Here is a 19,230-nt window from a genome sequence, read left to right as displayed (position 1 = left end):
CCTTGTTCCGACCTCCCGATGAGCGGTCCCCCCGCGATGAAAGGCCCCGCGTGCAGACACTCGACGAGATGCGTGACCGTTGCCTGCTGACCGACGAGCAGCATGCCGAGATCGGCGCCTGGGTCAGCCGGGCGCGCACCCCCGAGGCCATCCTGGCCATGCCCGAAGGGCTGTGGCGCACGCTGGAGCTGGCCAGCGTGCTGATGGACGTGGATGCCGACCTGCGGCGAGAGCCGCTGCTGTCGGACGCCGCTTAGGCCTTCTTGCCGGCCGGCGCCAACAGCCCCTGGCAGGCCGACTTGGCCTTGGCGTCGCTGCCGTCCAGCCTGCCGCAGACGCCGTCGAGCTGCGCCTTGAGCCGGCCCACGGCGGCGGCCTGCACGGGGCTCTTGTTCCAGTCGGCCAGCTGTGTCGCGACCTTCTTCAGCGAGCGTTCGCTGCGTTCGTAGAACGAGCCCGGGTCCTTGGCCGCCTCGGCGAACAGCTGTCCCGCGGTCTTCTCGATGCGCGGCGTGTCCTCCGGGCTCAGCTCGACCAGGGCGGTCAGGTAGTTGGCGCCCCACTGCAGCCGCGTCGCCGGGCCCTCGCTCTTGTTGAAGGCTTCCTCGTACCAGCGCAGCGCATCGGCCTTGCGGCCCTGCTTCCTTGCGTTGCCGCCGAGCTGGCTCATCAGGTAGTAGGGCGAGTGGCTGCGCGCCAGTGCCGACTGCAGCAGCTCGTCGCTGTCCTTCCACAGCCCGGCGCGGCCCAGCAGGTAGGCCGCTTCCGTCACGACGGCCTGGCGCTCGAAGCCGTCGGTGATCTCGCGGTTGGCCCGGGTGGCCTGCTCGCGGGCGTCGGCCAGCAGCGGGGCAGGGAGGTTCTGCGGGTGCGGTTCGTCCTTGGCCACGTCCAGCCGGGCCAGGTCGATGCGGCCTTGCAGCGCGTTGAGGCGGTCGGCGCGCGACAGCGTCGCATCCTCGTTGAGCCGTTTCAGCGCGGCGTCGAACTCGGCGACGAGCTGCGTACGCGTGCCGCCGGTGCTAGGCGCGACGGCCTTGACGAGGTCGGGCGCCTCGGTGGTCAGCACATCCATCTGCGCGCGTGACTGCGCGGCATCGGCCAGCACGCCGCGCAGCCGCGGCAGTTGGGCGGGGGCGCTGGCCTTGCCTCCGGCCAACGTGCCGATGGACTTCAGCCACAGCCGCGTCGTGGCCTCGGCATCGACACCTTCGCTGGCCTTGGCGAGCTGGGCCAGCGTCGCGGCGCGCTGGCTGGCTGGCAGCAGTTGCTGCTCGTCGGTGTCCCAGCCGTAGAAGCCCAGCAGGCGCCACTCGTTGGCGCTGAGCTTGCGGCCGGCCCTGGCGTCGGCCAGCACGGCCTTGACCGGCCGGCCGCTGGACAGGCCCAGCTGCAGCACCTTCATGACCTGGCCCGCGTCGGCCTCGCCGGGCAGGCGCGTGATCTCGCTGCCGTTGGGGCTGAACAGGATCAGCGTCGGGTAGCCACGCACCTTGAAGCGCGTGCCCAGCTTCTGCGCGCCGGGCGCGTCACCGTCGATGCCCACGGCGACGAAGGCCTTGCTCTGCTCGATGAAATCCGCGCGGTTGAACAGCGTCGCCTTGAGCTGGTTGCACGGCGGGCACCACTTGGCGCCCCAGTACAGCAGCACGGGCTTCTTCGATGCCTTGGCGTCGCCGAAGGCGCGGTCGATGTCGGCGTCGGCGGCGGCGGCCTGCCAGGACACGCCAGGGCCGGTGCTGGCCTGGCTGACGGGGGCGGTGACGAGCAGCAGCGCGGTCACCAGGGCGGCGAAACAGGGGTTGTGCTTCATCGGGCCTGCGGTGGGTCGATTGTGTCGATGCGCCATTGTCTGCCGCCGCCGGGTGGCCGGTTCTGCAGGTGCCGAATATGCGTATGCGCCGCGCGGCTGGCGCGCGGACTCAGTAGTCCAGCGTGCGCTGGCGGCGCCAGGCCAGTGGCGTCATGCCGGTGCGGGCCCGGAAGGCCGTCGAGAAGTTTCCCGGCGTGTGGAAGCCCACCTCGTAGGCCACCGCGTGGACGCTCATGGACGTGCGCTCCAGCAGATGCAGGCTGGCGCGTATGCGCTGTTCGCTGATGTAGGCCTGCAGTGTCATGCCCGTGTGCCGGCGGAACATCTCGCACAGCCGCCGCGCGCTCAGGCCCACGTCGCGGGCCAGCCGGTCTGCGCAGGGCAGCGCACTGAGCTGAGAGTCGATCAAGGCCTTGGCGGCCTCGACGAAGGCGCTGTCCAGGTCGCGCGCCGTCGGAGCCGGGGGGGCCGAGCCGGGCAGGTGCACCTGTACGCGAGCCAGCACTTCGGCGGGCCACAGCGGCTTGCAGATGTAGTCCACCGCGCCCACCTCCAGGCCGTGCACCCGGTCGCCGGGCGCGGTCAGCGCCGACACGAAGATCACCGGGATGTCCGCGGTCAGCGCATCGGCCTTCAGCAGGCGGCAGACCACGAAGCCGTCCACCACGCCGGGCAGACAGGTATCCGTCAGGATCAGGTCTGGCCTCTGCCCCTGCGCGCGGTGCACGCCGCCCAAACCGTCGGTGGCGAACGACAGCGCGAAGCGTTCGCCGAGCAACGCGGTCACGGCCTTCAGCTCTCCCAGATCGCCTGCCACCACCAGCACACGCTGGCGGCGCACCAGGGCGTCAGCCGGCATGGGTGCGGGGGCGAACGTTCGGGACATCGAACCTGCGAATCGTGCTGAGGCGAGCGATGCTAGCCAGCGCAAGAACGAAATGGAAAAGTTTTGTAGCAGTTTGTGAGAAGCGCGCTCTGGCCGGCGGGCAAGGATTGGCACTGGCTTGTCAGTGGGAGACACCAAGTGCGAACGACACACCCGGCAGCAGCGCATCGCCTGACAGTCCTCCGATTCCCGTGCCGAGCGGACCGACATCCGACGGCCGCTGCCTGGGGCGTGGCCATGCTCATCGGCCTGGTGGGCGGGCCCGTCGGCGCGCAGACCGCGCCCGATGCGGGCCAGCTGCTGCAGCAGAACCAGCGCAACAAGGCCGCAGTGCTGCCCAGGCCCGGCGAGGGCGCGACCGTGGCGACGCCGCCGCCCACGCTGCAGGTGGCCTCGGGTGCGACGGTCACGGTCAAGTCGTTCAGGTTCCAGGGCAACACGCTGTTGAGCGACGCACAGCTGCAGCGCATGGTGACGGGTTATCTCGATCGCCCGATCAGCTTCGCGGAGCTGCAGGAGGCCGCCGCGCTGGTGGCCAAGCGCTACACGGCCGCGGGCCGTCTGGCGCGGGTCTTCCTGCCGGCGCAGGACGTCACCGAGGGCGTCGTGACCCTGCAGGTGCTCGAGGCCCGCTACGGTGGCACGCAGGTGGCGCAGAGCGGCCAGCATGTGTCGACCGAGCGGGCGCTGGCAATGCTGGAGCAGGGGCAGCAGCCGGGGCAGGCGCTGGACCTGGTGGCGCTGGACCGGGCCCTGCTGCTGGTGGGCGACCTCCCTGGCGTGCAGGCGGGTGCCAGCCTGGTGCCGGGGCGCGCTGCCGGCGAGACCGCCGTGGTGTTGAACCTGCAAGACAAGCCCACCGTGTCGGGCGCCGCGGGCATCGACAACGGTGGCACGCGCTCGACCGGCGAGGCGCGCGTGAACGCGTCGATGGCGCTCAACGGCGCGATGGGCCTGGGCGACCTCTGGACGGCCCAGGCCAGCGCGAGCCGGGGCAGCAGCTTCGTGCAGCTCGGTGCGTCCATGCCCGTGGGGCCGGCCGGCACACGCATCGGGCTCAGCGGCAATGCGCTGCGCTACCACCTGGTCGGCGACTTCGAAGCCCTCAACGCGCGCGGCACGGCCAGCGCCTGGGGCCTGGATGTGAGCCATCCGCTGGTGCGCTTGCGCGATGTCAACCTGCTGCTTCAGGCGGGGGTCGACGACAAGCGATTCCACAACAAGGCCAACGGCGCCGATGCGTCCGTCTACGACTCGCAGGTCTGGACCGTGGCCCTCAGTGCCAACGAGGTGGACGAGCACGGCGGCGCCGGCACCACGACCGGCTACGTGGGCGCGCAGTTCGGTCGCCTGGACCTGAACGGCTCGCCCAGCCAGGCCTTCGACGCCGCCGGCCCGCGCACCGACGGCAGCTTCCGCAAGCTTCGCTATCAGCTGGCGCGCGAGCAGGCGCTGCTGGGCGAGTGGTCGGCCTTCGTCTCGCTGCAGGGGCAGTGGGCGAACCGCAACCTGGACTCGTCGGAGAAGTTCTACCTCGGCGGCCCGCAGGGCGTGCGGGCCTACCCGGTCAGCGAGGGCGGTGGCGCCAGCGGCCAGCTCGTCAGTGCCGAGCTGCGCGTGCGGCTCGGCGGGGGCTGGCGCCTCGCAGCGTTCGGCGACTGGGGTCATATCCGGACCTATGTCGACGACGGCTTCGTCGGCGCGACGGCGCCCAGCCGCTACTCGCTCAAGGGCGGCGGCCTGAGCGTCGACTACTCGACGCCGGGCGGCACGTCGTTGAACGGGGTCTGGGCGCGTCGCATCGGCAGCAATCCGCTGGCCGACGCGCAGGGCCGCGACCTGGACGGCTCGCTGCGCCGCAACCGCTTCTGGCTGCTGGCCAGCCAACAGTTCTGAGAGCCCAGGGAGGCCCACCATGCACGAACACGCCAGCATGAATCGCATCTTCCGTCTGGTCTGGAGCGTCGCCCAGGGTTGCTGGGTGGCCGTCCACGAGCGGGCCCGCGGCCGGGGCAAGGCCGGCCGCAGCGGGCGCCGCGCCGGCCTGCGCGCCGTCGTCACGCTGCTGGCGCTGGGGGCTGGCGCGCTCGGCGCGCAGGCGCAGTCCGCAGTCGCCGTGTCGCGCCCGGCGCCGGCATCCGACGCGACGCCGCAGGGCGGCCAGCTCGTGGCCGGCCAGGCCAGCTGGCAGCAGAGGGGCGCCAACCTCGTCGTGAACCAGTCTTCGGCACGTGCAGCCATCGACTGGCGCAGCTTCGACATCGGCAGCAACGCCAGCGTGGTGTTCAGGCAGCCGGACGCCTCCAGCGTGGCGCTGAACCGCGTGCTCGGTGGCGCGCCGAGCCAGATCTTCGGGCGCCTCAGCGCCAACGGCCAGGTCTTCCTGACGAACGCCAGTGGCATCTACTTCGCCCCGACGGCGCAGGTGGACGTGGGCGCGCTGGTGGCCACCACGCACCAGTTGGGCCTGGACGACTTCATGGCCGGCCGGCTGGTGTTCGGGCGCGCCGGCAGCACCGCCGGCGTGGACAACGAGGGCCAGATCACGGCGGCTCCCGGCGGCTACGTGGCGCTGCTGGCGCCCGAGGTGCGCAACGGCGGCGTCGTGCGGGCCCAGGCCGGCACGGTGGCGCTGGCGGCGGGCGAGGCCATCGAGCTGCAGTTCGACGGCGGCAGCCTGGCCAAGCTGCGCGTGACGCCGGCCGATGTCGCGACCCTGATCGAGAACCGCCAGGCCGTGCTGGCGCCGGGCGGTCAGATCCTGATGTCGGCGCGCGCCGCGCAGGCGCTGCAGGGCAGCGTGATCCGCAACAGCGGCGAGCTGTCGGCCAGCAGCCTGGTGGCCCGGGGCGGGCGCATCGTGCTCGAGGCCGACCATGTCGACATCGCGGCGGGCGCGAGCATCACGGCGACCGGCGCCACCGGCGGCGGCCAGATCAACCTGGGCGGCAGCAACCAGGGCCAGGGCGAGCTGTGGAACGTCAGCACCACGTCGGTCGCCCGCGGCGCCAGCATCGACGCCAGCGCCACGCGACTCGGCGACGGCGGCACCGTGGTGGTCTGGTCCAACGACCACACCTCGTTCGACGGCAGCATCGCCGCGCGCGGCGGCCTGCTGGGGGGCAGTGGCGGCCAAGTCGAGACCTCCGGCAAGCAGGTGCTGACCGTGCGCACCGGCCTGGTCGACGTCAGTGCCCGCAAGGGCCGCGGCGGCACATGGCTGCTGGACCCGAACGACCTGACCATCGGCGCCGTCACCGACACCAACGTCTCCGGCAGCTTCGGCACGACCGACGACGATGCCTTCCTCAGCACCACGTCGCTGGCGGCGGCGCTGACCAACGGCTCCAACGTCGTCGTGCAGACCAACAACGCCGGCACCAACCTCGGCCATGGCGACATCACCGTCAACGGCGCCATCACCACCTCGCTCGCTGCGGCCCAAACGGCCACGTTGACGCTGGCGGCCCAGGGCGACATCAATTTCGCCACCGGCGGCTCCGTTGCCGCCGGCGGCACCGACCGCACGCTGCACGTCAACCTCTATGCCGGCACCCTGCTCGGCGGAGCCTCGCCCGGCAGCTCGGCCAGCCAGATCTCGATGGCCTCGGGCACGTCCATCAACACCGGGCTGAGCGGAAACCTGACCGCCATCTCCAAGGGCGATGTGACCCTGGCCAATGCCACCGTGGGCGGCGCGCTGAACGTGACGACCAACAACGGCGCCTTCGCCCAGGTCACCGGCAGCGCGCTCACGGTGACCGGGGCGTCCACCGTGAACGCCGGCAGCGGCGAGGTGGCCTTCAACAGCGCCGCCAACCAGCTCGGCGGCGCCATCAGCTCCACCGGCACCGGTGCCGTGACGATCAAGAACACCGGTGCCACCAACCTCGGCGCCATCGGTTCGTCGAGCGGCTCGGCCCTGAGCCTGGACGTGACGACCAGCAACGCCGCCGTCACGCAAAGCGGCCCGGCCTATGTGACCGGAGAAACCACCGTGCGCGCCGGCAGCGGCGCCGTCACGCTCAACCAGGCGGGCAACCAGTTCACCGGCGCCTTCAATTCCACCGGTACCGGCGCCGTCACGCTGGCCAACGACATCGCCACCACGCTGGGCACGCTGGGCACCAACGGTGCCGCGGCGGCCAGCCTCTCGGTCACCACCAGCAACGACAACGTCGGCCAGAGCGGCACGGCCTACGTCGCCGGCACCACCACCCTCGCGACGGGCAGCGGCGCCGTGACGCTGACCAACACCGGCAACCAGCTTGCCGGCGCGGTCAGCTCCAGCGGCACCGGGGCGGTCACGCTGCGCAATGCGGTGGACCTGGTGCTGGGGGCCGTCGGCACTGGCGGCAGCCCGGCCGCCAGCCTGAGCGTGCGCACCGCCAGCGGCGGCATCACGCAGACCGGCGCGGCCCTGGTCGGCGGCACCACGCTGCTGCGCACCGACACCGGCGGCGCCATCACCGTCAACGACGCGGGCAACCAGCTCGTCGGCACGATCACGACCGTCGGCAGCGGCGCGGTGACCCTGGCCAACAGCGTGGCCACCATCCTGGGCCAGATCGGCAGCAGCGGCAGCCGCGCCACCAGCCTGAGCGTGACGACGACGAACGATGTCGTCACGCAAGCGGGCACGGCCTATGTCGATGGCAGCACCACCGTCAGCGCCGGCACCGGTGCCGTCACGCTGGACAACGCCAACAACAAGCTCACCGGCGCGGTCAGCTCCACCGGCAGCGGCGCGGTGACCCTGGTCAACGCCCAAGCCCTCAACCTCGGCCCCATCGGCGCGGCCGGCGGCGGCAACGCAGCGGCCAGCCTCACGGCCACGGCTAACGGCGCCGTCACGCAGAGCGGCACCGCCTACGTGGCGGGCGCCACCACCGTGAATGCCGGCAGTGCGGCCGTCACCCTGAACGATGCGGGCAACCAGCTGGCCGGCGCCATCAGCGCCCCGGGGCGCGGCGACGTGACCGTCGTCAACACCGTCGCCACGGTGCTGGGCCCCATCGGCGCGACAGGCCTCGGTGCGGCCGCGTCCAGCCTCAGCGTCACCACCACCAACCAGGACGTGACACAGACCGGCGCCGTCATCGTCGGCGGCGCCACCACCCTCAGCACCGGCGCCGGCAACATCACGCTGACGAATGCCAGCAACGATTTCGGCGGCGCCGTGTCCGCCACCAGCAGCGCCTACACGAGCCTGAAGGCCGCCAACAACCTGACCGTCAGTGTGAACGGCGGTACCGGCGTCAACGCCGTCGCGGCCGGAACGCTCGACGCAACGCTGAACTCGGTCACCGGGACGCTGGGCACTGCGCTGACCGGCGATACGGTCATGGTGTCGGGCAGCGATGCCGGCAACATGGGGATCTTCAGCACCACGGCGACGGTGCTGGGCACCACCAACGTGGGTCTGTTCCTGCGGCTTTCCTCCGCCGGTGCCGTGACCCAGACCGGGGCCATCACGGCGAACGAGCTGAGCCTGGAAGGCGCCGGCAGCTACACGCTCACCAATGTCGGCAATGCCGTCAACACCATCGGCGCCAAGACCGGGGCGGGCGCCATCGCCTATGTGAACGCAGGCGCGCTGACGGTGGGCAATGTGAACGCCGGCGACACGATCGGCATCACGCGCAGCGGCACCGTCAATCTGAGCACCGTGAGCGGCGACATGACGCTCGGCGAGGCCGTCAGCAGCACCAGCACCCTCAGCAATGCCGTGGTGCTGAACGCCGGCAGTGCGGCCGCGGCGGGCACCGGCGCGGGCGGCAACCTGATGCTCACGGGCAGCGGCACGGTCAGCGTCGGCAGCGGCGGCCGGGCCACGCTGTACTCCGGCACCGTGGCGGGAAGCACCGGGCTGACCGCGCTGGTGGGCAGCGGCAGCGGCCGCTTCCGCTACGACAGCGACGAGAGCACCACCAACTTCTCGGCGGCGCTGGGCGCCGGCGTCAACGCCGTCTACCGGGAACAGCCGACCGTCGCGATCACGGCCGACAACCTGACCCGCACCTACGGCACGGCCGTCGCGGCCACCACCAGCCTCACGGGCGTGCAGAACGGCGATACGGCAGGCCAGATCTTCAGCACCGCGCCGAGCGTGGCGGTTGGCGGCACGCTGTCCACCTCGGGCAACCCGGTCGTCGGCGCGCATTCGCTGACCGCGTCCGGCGCGGTCGACGCGCTCGGCTACGCGCTCAGCTACACGGCGCCCGGCACGCTGACCGTGAACGCCGCCACGATCTCGGCGATCACGGGCATCACCGCGGCCAACAAGGTCTACGACACGACCACCGCGGCCACGCTGAGCACCGCCTCGGCCGGCTTCACCGGCATGGTGAGCGGCGACGTGTTGACGGCGGCGACCTCCACCGGCAACTTCAGCGACAAGAACGTCGCCAATGGCAAGACGGTCGCCATCACCGGACTGACGCTGGGCGGTGCGGATGCCGGCAACTACACGCTGGCCAGCAGCACGGCCACGACGACGGCCAACATCACGCCGGCGACGATCTCGGCCATCACCGGCATCACGGCGGCCGACAAGGTCTACGACGCCACCACCGCGGCCACGCTGAGCACAGGTGCAGCCGGCTTCACGGGGCTGCTGGGCGGCGACGTTCTCAACGTCGCGATGTCGACCGGCAACTTCAGCGACAAGAACGTCGCCAATGGCAAGACGGTCGCCATCACCGGACTGACGCTGGGCGGCACCGATGCCGGCAACTACACGCTGGCTTCGACGACGGCCAGCACGACCGCCAACATCACGCCGGCCACCATCGCGGCGATCACGGGCATCACGGCGGCCAACAAGGTCTACGACGGCGCGGTGGCGGCGACGCTGAGCACCAGCGCGGCCGGCTTCACCGGCATGGTCAGCGGCGACGTGCTGAGCGTGGCCACGGGCAGCGGCACGTTCGCCGACAAGACGGTGGCCAACGGCAAGACGGTGAGCATCGTCGGGCTGAGCCTGGGCGGCACGGATGCGGGCAACTACACGCTGACTTCGACGACGGCCAGCACGACGGCCAACATCACGCCGGCAACGATCTCGGCGATCACCGGCATCACGGCGGCCAACAAGGTCTACGACACGACCACCGCGGCCACGCTGAGCACCGGGGCGGCGGGCTTCACCGGCATGGTCACGGGTGACGTGCTCAACGTCGCGACCTCGACCGGCGCCTTCAGCGACAAGAACGCGGCCACGGGCAAGACGGTCGCCATCACCGGGCTGACGCTGGGCGGCGCGGACGCCGGCAACTACACGCTGGCCAGCAGCACGGCCACGACCACCGCCGACATCACCCAGGCCCCGCTCGCCGCGATCACGGGCATCACGGCGGCCAACAAGGTCTACGACGGCAGCACCACGGCCACGCTCAACACGAGCGCCGCGGGCTTCACGGGGCTGCTGGCCGGCGACGTGGTCAACGTGGCCACGGCCACGGGCAACTTCAGCGACAAGAACGTCGCCAACGGCAAAGCGGTCAGCATCACCGGCTTGACGCTGGGCGGCACTGATGCGGGCAACTACAACCTGCTGAGCACCATCGCGAGCACGACGGCCAACATCACGCCGGCGACGATCTCGGCGATCACGGGCATCACCGCCGCCAACAAGGTTTACGACACGACCACCGCGGCGACGTTGAGCACTGCCTCGGCAGGCTTCACCGGCATGGTCAGCGGTGACGTGCTCAACGTGGCGACGTCCACCGGCGCCTTCAGCGACAAGAACGCGGCCACGGGCAAGACGGTCGCCGTCACCGGGCTGACACTGGGCGGCACCGACGCCGGCAACTACACGCTGGCCAGCAGCACCGCGAGCACCACGGCCAACATCACGCCGGCGACGATCTCGGCCATCACCGGCATCACGGCAGCCAACAAGGTCTACGACGGCAGCACGACGGCCACGCTCAGCACCGGCGCCGCCGGCTTCACGGGGCTGCTCGGCGGCGACGTCCTCAACGTCGCGACGTCGACCGGCAACTTCAGCGACAAGAACGTCGCCAATGGCAAGGCGGTCGCCGTCACCGGGCTGACGCTGGGCGGCACCGATGCCGGCAACTACACGCTGACCTCGACGACGGCCAGCACGACGGCCAACATCACGCCGGCGACGATCTCGGCGATCACGGGCATCACGGCCGCCAACAAGGTCTACGACACCACCACCGCGGCGACGCTGAGCACCACCTCGGCGGGCTTCACCGGCATGGTCAGCGGTGACGTGCTCAACGTGGCGACGTCGACCGGCGCCTTCAGCGACAAGAACGCGGCGACCGGCAAGACCGTCAACATCACCGGGCTGACGCTGGGCGGCACCGACGCCGGCAACTACACGCTGGCCAGCAGCACGGCCACGACCACCGCCGACATCACCCAGGCCCCGCTCGCCGCGATCACGGGCATCACGGCGGCCAACAAGGTCTACGACGGCAACACCAGCGCGGTGCTGACGACGACAGGTGCCGGCTTCACCGGCCTGTTGTCCGGCGACGTGCTGAACCTGGCCGCTGCGACCGGCAACTTCAGCGACAAGAACGTTGCCAACGGCAAGACGGTGACCGTCTCTGGCATGGTTCTGGGCGGTGCGGATGCGGGCAACTATGCGCTGCCGACGGGCGCCATGACGACGACGGCCAACATCACGCCGGCCACCATCGCGGCGATCACGGGCATCACGGCGGCCAACAAGGTCTACGACGGCGCCACCACGGCGACGCTGAACACCGGCGCGGCGGGCTTCACGGGCATGGTCAGCGGCGACGTGCTGAACGTCGCCACCGGCAGCGGGACTTTCGCCGACAAGAACGTCGCCAACGGCAAGACGGTGAGCATCGTCGGGCTGAGCCTGGGCGGCACGGATGCGGGCAACTACACGCTGACTTCGACGACGGCCAGCACGACGGCCAATATCACCCCGGCAACGATCTCGGCCATCACCGGCATCACGGCCGCCAACAAGGTCTACGACACCACCACGGCGGCGACGCTGAGCACCGCCTCGGCGGGCTTCACCGGCATGGTCACGGGTGACGTCCTCAACGTGGCGACGGCCACCGGCGCCTTCAGCGACAAGAACGCCGCGACCGGCAAGACGGTCAACATCACCGGGCTGGCGCTGGGCGGTACCGACGCGGGTAACTACACGCTGGCCAGCAGCGTCGCGACGACGACGGCCGACATCACCAAGGCGGCGATGGCCGCGATCACTGGCATCACGGCGGCCAACAAGGTCTACGACGGCGCCACCACGGCGACGCTGAACACCGGCTCGGCCGGCTTCACGGGGCTGCTGGCCGGCGACGTGGTCAACGTGGCCACGGCCACCGGCAACTTCAGCGACAAGAACGTCGCCAACGGCAAGACGGTCAGCATCACGGGGCTGACACTGGGCGGCACGGACGCCGGCAACTACAACCTGCTGAGCACCACCGCGAGCACGACGGCCAACATCACGCCGGCGACGATCTCGGCGATCACGGGCATCACGGCGGCCAACAAGGTCTACGACACGACCGCGGCCGCCACGCTCAGCACGAGTGCCGCGGGTTTCACGGGCATGGTCAGCGGTGACGTGCTCAACGTGGCGACGTCCACCGGCGCTTTCAGCGACAAGAACGCGGCCAACGGCAAGACGGTCGCCATCACTGGGCTGACACTGGGCGGCACCGACGCCGGCAACTACACGCTGGCCAGCAGCACCGCGACGACAACCGCCAACATCACCCAGGCCCCGCTGAGCGCGGTGAACGGCATCACGGCGGCCAGCAAGGTCTACGACGCGACCACGACGGCCGCGGTGGACTCGACGGCGGCTAAGCTGACCGGCGTGTTGCCGGGCGATGTGGTGAGCGTTGCGGGCGCCACCGGGACCTTTGCCAACAAGAACGTCGGCACCGGCAAGGTGGTGACCGTGGCCGTCACGCTGGGAGGCGCGGATGCCGGCAACTATTCGCTGCCCGTCACGACGGCCAGCGCGGACATCAGCCGGGCAACCCTGACCCAGGTGACGGGCATCGTCGCGCTGAACAAGGTCGAAGACGGCAACGCCATCGCCACGCTGGCGACGGACGGCGCCGTGTTCAACGGCAAGTTCTCAGGCGACGTGCTGACCGTGGCCCAGGCCAATGGGCTGTTCGACAACGCGCACCCTGGGCTGAACAAGCCCGTGGCCATCACCGGCATCAGCCTGGGCGGCACGGACGCGGGCAACTACCTGCTGGCCGACACGACTGCCACGGCGACGGCCTCCATCCTGGCGCGGCCACCCGTGCTGATGACGCCGTTCAACCTGCCGCTGCTGCCCGTCGCGGCCGGCATCGTCCCGCCCGTGCTGGACTTCGGCAACGACGTCCTGGTGGCCGGGGCGCCGTCGCTCGCATCGCCGGGTAGCGGCCCCCTGGCGTCGAGGGATCTGGACGTGCGCGTGTTGCGCGAGCCGTCTGCACTGCGTGGCGGCGACTACCAGTTGTACGTGCCTCGTGAACTGGCCGGACGCAACTTTGCGTTCACGTTGCCGATCAGCCTGCGGGGCGCGATCCGGGCTGCGGCGGGCACGGTCCGGGTGCAGCTTGCCGATGGCCGGCCCATGCCCGACTGGCTGCGGTACGACGCCCAGGCCATGCGCTTCACGGCCACGGCCATGCCGGCCGACGGCCTGCCCGTGCTGCTGTACATCAACCTGGGCAACCACCAGACCGCGGAGCTGTCGATCGAATTGCGTTGAACGGGCGTGCAGCGGATGCCGTGGCGTTGGAGCGCGGCCAGAATCCGCGCATGCCGCCATCGCACCCGCAACGCCTGAACGAAGCCCTGGCCGCGCTGCGGCGACACGCCCGGCCTGACGCGATCGATGCGATGGCCCGCTTCGGCCTCACCGGCGAAGGCCGCCTGGGCCTGGCCGTGCCGACGCTGCGCGCGCTGGCCCGCAAGTTCCGGCGCGACCACGAGCTGGCTTTGGCGTTGTGGAACACCGGCATTCCCGACGCGCAGATCCTGGCCGGCATGGTCGCCGAGCCGGCAAAGCTGACCGTCGCGCAGATGGATCACTGGGTCGCCGGCATGCGTGCCTGGGACGTCTGCGACCAGGCCTGCACCAACGCCTTCGTGAAGAGCCCGCTGGCCTGGGAGGCCATCCCGCGCTGGGCGGCGCGCGAGCCCGAGTTCGAGAAGCGCGCCGGCTTCGCGCTGCTGGCGGTGGCCGCGGTGCACCAGAAGCAGCGGCCGGACGACGACTTTCTCGCCCGCCTGCCGCTCATCGAAGCGGCGGCCGACGACGACCGCAACTTCGTCAAGAAGGCCGTCAACTGGGCGCTGCGGCAGATCGGCAAGCGCAGCGCCGCGCTGCGTGAGCCGGCGCTCACTGTGGCGGAACGACTTTCTACGCGGAGCGAGAAAGCGGCACGCTGGATAGGCAGCGATGCCCGCCGGGAGCTTCTAAAAATGGGGTCGGGTTCGATTTAAATCGACTGGGTGACCGGTTAGGTGCAGTGACAAGCGCCGCCAGAAATCGAACCTGACCCCATTTTCATATCCCTCTTTGGAGGGAGTTGGGGGGATACGCGCTGACCTCATCCCCCCTCGTTCCACCCTCTGGGTGATACCCCCCGCGGGGCCTGGCGCCGATGCTGAGGGCGTGACGTTTTCCACGACGTCGAACGCCCCAGAACCGGAGATCGCCATGCAATTCTTCAGCTCCTCGCAGTTCCCTTTCGTGAATTCCAAGCTGCCGCAGATCGTGGCACCGCGTGGCCCGGTCGGCGCCGGGCGCGCGGGCAAGCTCGACTGCGGCTGGTACGACTCCAGCTTCGATCTTGCCCACGGCCTGGACGTTCACGAGGACGACAACGACACGCTGTACCAGCTGTGGGAGCTGTCCAGGAGCTGAGCCCCGTGCTGGCTGGTCAGAGGCTGCAGGCCAGCTTCGTGCCCTGCAGGATGGCGCGCTTGGCGTCCAGCTCGCCGGCCTCCAGCGCGCCGCCGATCAGGTGCACGTTGACGCCCGCCGCCCGCAGCGGTGCCTCCAGCTCGCGCAGCGGCTCCTGGCCGGCGCACAGCACGATGGTGTCGGCCTCGATGAGCTGGGCGTCCTTGCGATCCTCGCCGTAGCTGACCCACAACCCCTCCGGCGTGATCTGCTCGTAGTTGACGCCGGCCAGCATGTCGACGTTCTTCATCTTCAGCGCCGCGCGGTGAATCCAGCCGGTCGTCTTGCCCAGGCCGGCGCCGGGCTTGCCGGCCTTGCGCTGCAGCAGCGTGACCTGGCGCGTCGGCGCCTCGGGCGCCGGCCGCAGCAGCCCGGCGCGCACTTCGGCCGGGTCGCCCACGCCCCAGTGGCGACGCCACGCCGCCGGGTCCAGCGTCAGCGAATGGCCGGCCTCCAGCAGGTACTCCGCCACGTCGAAGCCAATGCCGCCCGCGCCGACGATGGCCACGCGTGCGCCCACCGGCTTGTCATGCCTCAGCACGTCGATGTAGCTCAGCACCTGGCCGCGCGCCGCACCGTCGGCCTGGCCCTTGATCTTCGGATCGCGCGCGCTGACGCCAGTGGCCAGCAGCACGTCGTCGAAGCCCTTCAGGTCGTCGGCGGACACGCGGCAGTCCAGCCTCAGCTCGACGCCCGTGACCTCGATGCGGCGGCGGAAGTAGCGCAGCGTCTCGCTGAATTCCTCCTTGCCCGGGATGCGTCGGGCCATGTTGAACTGACCGCCGATCTCGGCCGCCGCGTCGAACAGCGTCACCGCGTGGCCGCGCTCGGCCAGCGTCGTCGCCGCGGCCAGGCCGGCCGGGCCGGCGCCAACGACGGCGATGCGCTTCTTCGCGCCGCCGGCCACCGGCTTCACGACGATCTCCTGCTCGTACGCCGCGCGTGGGTTCACGAGGCAGGTCGAGATCTTCTGCGCGAAGGTGTGGTCCAGGCAGGCCTGGTTGCAGGCGATGCAGGTGTTGATCTCGTCGGCGCGGTCCAGCCTCGCCTTCCTGACGAACTCCGGGTCGGCCAGGAAGGGCCGCGCCATCGACACCATGTCCGCCGAGCCGTCCGCCAGCACACCTTCGGCGACCTCCGGCGTGTTGATGCGGTTGCTCGTGATCAGCGGCGTCGTGATGCCCTCCGCTCGGAGCTGCGCGCGCAGCTTGGCGGTCACCCACGCGAAGCCCGCCCGCGGCACGCTGGTCGCGATCGTCGGGATGCGTGCCTCGTGCCAGCCGATGCCGGTGTTGATGATGGTCGCGCCGCTGCGCGACACGCGCCGCGCCAGCTCGACCACCTCTTCCCACGAACTCCCATCGGGCACCAGGTCCAGCATGGACAGCCGGTAGATGATGATGAAGTCCGGCCCCACCGCCTCGCGCATGCGCGCGAGGATTTCCAGCGGCAGCCGCATGCGGTTCTCGTACGAGCCGCCCCAGCCGTCGTCGCGCTGGTTGGTGTGCGTGACGAGGAACTGGTTGATGAAATAACCCTCGCTGCCCATCATCTCCACGCCGTCGTAGCCGGCCTCGCGGGCCAGCTTCGCGCAGCGGATGAAGGCGCGGATCTGCCGCTCGATGCCCCGGGCCGACAGCTCTCGCGGCGTGAACGGGCTGATGGGGGACTGGATGCGCGACGGCGCCACGCACAGCGGCGAATAACCGTAGCGGCCCGTGTGCAGGATCTGCAGCGCGATCTTGCCGCCCTCGGCATGCACGGCGTCCGTGATGATCTTGTGCCGCCGCGCCGCGCCCGAGGTCGCCAGCGTGCCGGCGAAGGGCTTGGCCCAGCCCTCGATATTGGGCGCGAAGCCACCGGTCACGATCAGCCCCACCTCGCCCCGGGCCCGCTCGGCGAAGAACACCGCCATGCGTTCGAAGTGCTTTCGGCCGTCTTCCAGGCCGGTGTGCATGCTGCCCATCAGCACGCGGTTCTTCAGCGTCGTGAAGCCCAGGTCCAGCGGGGCGAGCAGGTGCGGGTAGTTCATCCGGTCCATGCTACCCAGTGAAACTGCTTGAAAATTGGAGGGTTCTCCTCAGTGGCGACGGGGTTGCAGCAACGTTTCTTCACCCGGCGCTAGAAGGCGGCAATCCCGCAACCCGCAGCTTGGGTTCTAATCGCGCGTCCGCGTTTTTGGGATTTGGCCCGGCGGTTTGGTTTTTTCGGAGAGTTTTCGATGCGATTCACCCCCTGGGCTACCCGGCTAGCCTTGACGCTGAGCTTGTCGGCCACTGCGCTTCTGACCGCCTGCGGCGGCAGCGGCAGCGGCTCCGACACCCAAGTGCGCCTGCTCAACGCAACGCGCTCCTATTCCGCGCTGGACCTGACGGTCAACGACAAGACCATCAACAGCGGCATCGGCTACGCCGCGGTGGGCAGTTATGGCGGCGTCAGCACCAGCGATACGGCCTCCAAGGTCCTGACCAGCGACGTCGGCACCAGCATCAGCGCCACCACGCCGGGGCTGAATGCCAACAGCCACTACACCTACATCACCTTCGGCTTCGCCGGTGCCATCCGCACGACGCTGCTGGAAGAGAACCAGGACGCCGCCGACGCCAACAAGGCCAAGCTGTTCGTTTACAACCTGGCTCCCGATGCTGGCGCGATGGACGTCTACGTCACCAGCGCTTCCGACTGCAGCCTCGCCTCCGAAACCGCGCTGACGACCAACCTCGCCGGCGGCACGGGCAGCGGGTACATCGTGCTCAATTCGGGCACCTTCCGTGTCTGCGTGACCGGCTACAACGACCGCACCGACCTGCGCCTGGCCATCCCGGCCATCACGCTGGATTCGAAGAGTGTCAACACGCTGATCCTGACCGCCACAGACGGCGGCGTGCTGGTTAACGGCATCTCGCTGGTGCAGCAAGGCGCGGCCACCAGCTTCCTGAACACGCAGAGCCGCGTGCGCGCGGTTGCCGCGCTGACGAATGGCGGCACGGTCAGCGGCACGTTGAACGGCCAGACGCTGCTGACGGGCGCCATCAGCCCGCTGATCGGCTCCTACGTCACCGTCAACGCCACCAGCACCAGCACGCCCACGACGATGACCCTCGCCGTCAACGGCGCCAATGTCAGCTTCCCGGTGCCGACGCTGGGCGCCGGCAAGGACACCACGCTGATGGTCTGGGGTGACCCGGCCGCGCCGAACCTGGCCGTGCTGAACGATGACAACCGCCTCCCCACCGTCAGCGGCAACGCCAAGGTCCGCCTGATCAACGCCATCCCGACGCAGACAGCCGGTGTGTCGCTGAACATCGACTACACCGCGCGCGCCTCCAACGTGACGCCGGGCACCACGTCGACGCCCGTCAGCATCGCCTCCACGGCCTCCTCGCAGGTGGATGTGGTGGTGCCGACGTTGGCGACGCCGATCTACACCAAGTCGAACCTGGCCATCGCGTCCAACAGCGTGTGGACGTTCTTCGCGGTGCCCAACACGACTGCCAACCCCGACACTACCAGCAACTTCCCGGTGCCCTTCATGCAAGGCCTGCCCAAGCGCGAGCGTTAAGCCTCACGCGGCTTCAGCCAGACCCAGCCCCCGTGCCTTCCGGCCGGGGGCTTTTTGCTTTCTGGCGCGAAGATGGCGCCATGCCCGCCCCCACTCGTCTCCACCTGCAGCGCCTGCGCCAGCTGTGGCGTAGCGCCGGCTGGCCCAGCCAGGACCTCGTCGAGATCGAACTGCTGGCCGCCGGCTGGGTCGAGCGCCTGGCGGAACCGGGCGGCCGCGAGCGTCTGCGTGTGACCGACGAGGGCGTGGCCCTCATCGCCCAATCGCTGAGCCGCAACCGGGCCGCCCGCGACGCGCACGAACAGCTCGTCGAGCGCGTCGCCGTCGAGATGCAGCGTGCCGGCCGCATCGCCTGGCGCGGGCTCACGCTGCGTGCCGGCCTGCCGCAGGACGACGGCCGGATGCAATGGGTCAATGCCATGCCGGACGTCTATTCCATCCGCCACAGCACGGTGGAGGACTACCTCGAACCCGCCATCCACGAGATCAAGGTCAGCCGCGCCGACCTGCTGGGCGAGTTGCGCCGCCCGGCCAAGTCCGCCGCCTACCGCGCGCTGTGCGGCCAGTGCTGGTTCGTCGTCAAGGCGGGCATTGCCCAGCCCGAGGAGATCCCCGCCGAATACGGCGTGCTGATCGGCCACCCCAGCCATCTGGAGCTCGCCCGCCCGGCTCCCAAGCGCGCCTGCAAGCCCGATTTCGCCACCTGGATGGCGCTGGCCCGCGCCACGCCGCTGGCGCCGCCGGACGACGATCCACAATCCCCGCTGTGAACCCCATCCCTACCGGCCCCATGCTCGATGCCAGCTGCCCGCGCTGCGGCGGCGGCTTCGAGTGCGGCGCCAATGCCGGGCACTGCGACTGCTTCGGCATCCGGCTAACCGACAGGCTGCGAGCCGAACTCGCCGAGCGCTACCCAGGCCGCTGCCTGTGCCTGCGCTGCCTGCGCGAGGTGACGGCCGCCGACGCGGATCGCCAGACGAACGGCACGGCCGGTTGACCGGCGGCATGATGGCCGCCTC

Annotated in this window: 11 protein-coding genes; 8 read left to right on the top strand and 3 right to left on the bottom strand. The window is 70.2% G+C overall.

Translation table 11 applies throughout. From position 1 onward, the window contains the following. Positions 1-50: 50 nt before the first annotated feature. Positions 51-257, top strand: a complete 207-nt coding sequence (locus tag ACG04R_RS02635; protein WP_394406244.1) for a hypothetical protein — start codon at positions 51-53, stop codon at positions 255-257. On the opposite strand, the gene ACG04R_RS02630 is transcribed toward ACG04R_RS02635, so the two are convergent. After that, the gene (locus ACG04R_RS02630; protein WP_394406242.1) at positions 254-1,813 is read right to left on the bottom strand and encodes a thioredoxin family protein; all 1,560 of its coding nucleotides are present in this window, start codon (positions 1,811-1,813) and stop codon (positions 254-256) included. The genes ACG04R_RS02635 and ACG04R_RS02630 overlap by 4 nt on opposite strands. 109 nt (positions 1,814-1,922) lie before the next feature. Further along, positions 1,923-2,672 carry a response regulator transcription factor gene (locus tag ACG04R_RS02625; RefSeq protein ID WP_394406240.1) on the bottom strand — a complete coding sequence of 250 codons (750 nt, stop codon included), beginning with the start codon at positions 2,670-2,672 and terminating at the stop codon, positions 1,923-1,925. A gap of 264 nt (positions 2,673-2,936) precedes the next feature. Between ACG04R_RS02625 and ACG04R_RS02620 the strand changes: the two genes are divergently transcribed. From ACG04R_RS02620 to ACG04R_RS02605, 4 genes are all read left to right on the top strand, one after another. Next, entirely contained in the window at positions 2,937-4,595 is a 1,659-nt protein-coding gene (locus ACG04R_RS02620; protein ID WP_394406487.1) for a ShlB/FhaC/HecB family hemolysin secretion/activation protein, read from the top strand. Between the two features lie 19 nt (positions 4,596-4,614). Continuing rightward, a complete protein-coding gene (locus ACG04R_RS02615; RefSeq protein ID WP_394406238.1) occupies positions 4,615-13,449 on the top strand; it encodes a YDG domain-containing protein in 8,835 nt (2,944 codons plus the stop codon). A gap of 50 nt (positions 13,450-13,499) precedes the next feature. After that, positions 13,500-14,186 (top strand): DNA alkylation repair protein, encoded by a 687-nt coding sequence (locus ACG04R_RS02610; RefSeq protein ID WP_394406236.1) that lies wholly within the window; start codon positions 13,500-13,502, stop codon positions 14,184-14,186. 217 nt (positions 14,187-14,403) lie between these two features. Further along, positions 14,404-14,610: a hypothetical protein gene (locus tag ACG04R_RS02605; protein WP_394406235.1), complete on the top strand. Its 207-nt coding sequence runs from the start codon at positions 14,404-14,406 to the stop codon at positions 14,608-14,610. A 16-nt stretch (positions 14,611-14,626) separates the two neighbouring features. On the opposite strand, the gene ACG04R_RS02600 is transcribed toward ACG04R_RS02605, so the two are convergent. Then, positions 14,627-16,690: an oxidoreductase gene (locus ACG04R_RS02600; RefSeq protein WP_394406233.1), complete on the bottom strand. Its 2,064-nt coding sequence runs from the start codon at positions 16,688-16,690 to the stop codon at positions 14,627-14,629. Between the two features lie 180 nt (positions 16,691-16,870). Here ACG04R_RS02600 and ACG04R_RS02595 point away from each other — a divergent pair, with 180 nt between their 5' ends. The 3 genes from ACG04R_RS02595 to ACG04R_RS02585 all read left to right on the top strand — a co-directional run bounded on the left by ACG04R_RS02595 (position 16,871) and on the right by ACG04R_RS02585 (position 19,208). After that, a complete protein-coding gene (locus ACG04R_RS02595) occupies positions 16,871-18,211 on the top strand; it encodes a DUF4397 domain-containing protein (RefSeq protein ID WP_394406232.1) in 1,341 nt (446 codons plus the stop codon). Between the two features lie 80 nt (positions 18,212-18,291). After that, positions 18,292-18,981 carry a hypothetical protein gene (locus ACG04R_RS02590; RefSeq protein ID WP_394406230.1) on the top strand — a complete coding sequence of 230 codons (690 nt, stop codon included), beginning with the start codon at positions 18,292-18,294 and terminating at the stop codon, positions 18,979-18,981. After that, the gene (locus tag ACG04R_RS02585; RefSeq protein WP_394406229.1) at positions 18,978-19,208 is read left to right on the top strand and encodes a cysteine-rich CWC family protein; all 231 of its coding nucleotides are present in this window, start codon (positions 18,978-18,980) and stop codon (positions 19,206-19,208) included. Before ACG04R_RS02590 ends, ACG04R_RS02585 begins: the two co-directional genes overlap by 4 nt. Positions 19,209-19,230 lie beyond the last annotated feature (22 nt).

Origin of the sequence: Pelomonas candidula (genome assembly GCF_043555985.1) — a bacterium.
GTDB lineage: Bacteria > Pseudomonadota > Gammaproteobacteria > Burkholderiales > Burkholderiaceae_C > Pelomonas > Pelomonas candidula.
Note: the sequence above shows the minus strand (reverse complement) of the source record. Positions and strands in the feature narration are given on the sequence as shown.

Excerpts from the sequence above, each read along its gene's own strand:
- ACG04R_RS02590 (WP_394406230.1), top strand. The coding sequence starts at position 18,292 with ATGCCCGCCCCCACTCGTCTCCACCTGCAGCGCCTGCGCCAGCTGTGG.
- ACG04R_RS02605 (WP_394406235.1), top strand. The coding sequence starts at position 14,404 with ATGCAATTCTTCAGCTCCTCGCAGTTCCCTTTCGTGAATTCCAAGCTG.
- ACG04R_RS02630 (WP_394406242.1), bottom strand. The coding sequence starts at position 1,813 with ATGAAGCACAACCCCTGTTTCGCCGCCCTGGTGACCGCGCTGCTGCTC.
- ACG04R_RS02595 (WP_394406232.1), top strand. The coding sequence starts at position 16,871 with ATGCGATTCACCCCCTGGGCTACCCGGCTAGCCTTGACGCTGAGCTTG.
- ACG04R_RS02620 (WP_394406487.1), top strand. The coding sequence starts at position 2,937 with ATGCTCATCGGCCTGGTGGGCGGGCCCGTCGGCGCGCAGACCGCGCCC.
- ACG04R_RS02625 (WP_394406240.1), bottom strand. The coding sequence starts at position 2,672 with ATGCCGGCTGACGCCCTGGTGCGCCGCCAGCGTGTGCTGGTGGTGGCA.
- ACG04R_RS02610 (WP_394406236.1), top strand. The coding sequence starts at position 13,500 with ATGCCGCCATCGCACCCGCAACGCCTGAACGAAGCCCTGGCCGCGCTG.
- ACG04R_RS02615 (WP_394406238.1), top strand. The coding sequence starts at position 4,615 with ATGCACGAACACGCCAGCATGAATCGCATCTTCCGTCTGGTCTGGAGC.
- ACG04R_RS02600 (WP_394406233.1), bottom strand. The coding sequence starts at position 16,690 with ATGGACCGGATGAACTACCCGCACCTGCTCGCCCCGCTGGACCTGGGC.